This window comes from Variovorax sp. P4_D9, from assembly GCF_056401695.1.
Window position 1 is genome coordinate 1 of the sequence record NZ_JBFUIU010001654.1, and the last position, 768, is coordinate 768.

Genomic DNA, 768 nt, shown 5'->3' on the forward strand with positions numbered 1-768 from the left:
CCAGCATGGGGCTCACGGTGTTGGGCGAGCCGCTGCCGATCTTCTGGCGCACGCGCTCGATCGTCGGGCGCAGACCCTCGTGCAGCAGCACATCGGCGGCTTCCCAGACCTGGGCCTCCTGGATGCCGCGGCCGCTGCGGACCGGGTGGTTTTCGTCGCTCGAACTTTTCAGGTCCATGCCCTGTTTCCTCTGCCTTGTTTTACTTGCGATAATAAATAATTATCGGAAGTGATCTACAATATATGTAAGACATCATACATGGCACGTGTGATAACTAACAGACACGCGGCGATCGTCCGACTGCTCGCGTCGTCGTCCGTGAATCCAATGTTCTGGAGGTCGCCCATGAAACCTGCCGAGAACTAAGCGGAACGAGCGACCCGACCATCGACACCGGCGCATTCGACGGCACCCTGGCCGGTGGGGTCTCGGGGGCCGGTGCCCTGACCAAGATCGGCAGCGGCGCCCTGATGCTGGACGGCGCCAACACCTACACCGGCGCGACCACGGTGGCCGCGGGCACCTTGCGCGCAGGCGCGCCCAACGCATTCAGCGCGGCGTCGCCTCACACGGTGGCGCAGGGCGCTACGCTCGACACGGCCGGCTTCAACCAACGCATCGCGGGAAGCCTGCTCGACCCAGGAGTGAATCGTCCCGATGCTGAGCGACAGACCGAACAGGTCGCGCAGCAATTCCACCACCTGGCGATACGAGCCGTGCACGATCAGGATGACGGCCAGCGCGAAGCGCCGCACCCAGGTCTCACT

Annotated in this window: 2 protein-coding genes; one reads left to right on the top strand and one right to left on the bottom strand. The window is 63.7% G+C overall.

All coding sequences use genetic code 11. The features are described 5' to 3' along the window. On the bottom strand, positions 1-178 hold a 178-nt coding region (locus tag AC1DY5_RS57565), incomplete at its 3' end, for a DNA-binding protein (RefSeq protein ID WP_478123029.1). Positions 179-453: 275 nt separating this feature from the next. Here AC1DY5_RS57565 and AC1DY5_RS57570 point away from each other — a divergent pair. Beyond that, the coding region (locus AC1DY5_RS57570; RefSeq protein ID WP_478123030.1) for an autotransporter-associated beta strand repeat-containing protein at positions 454-768 on the top strand (315 nt) is incomplete at its 3' end.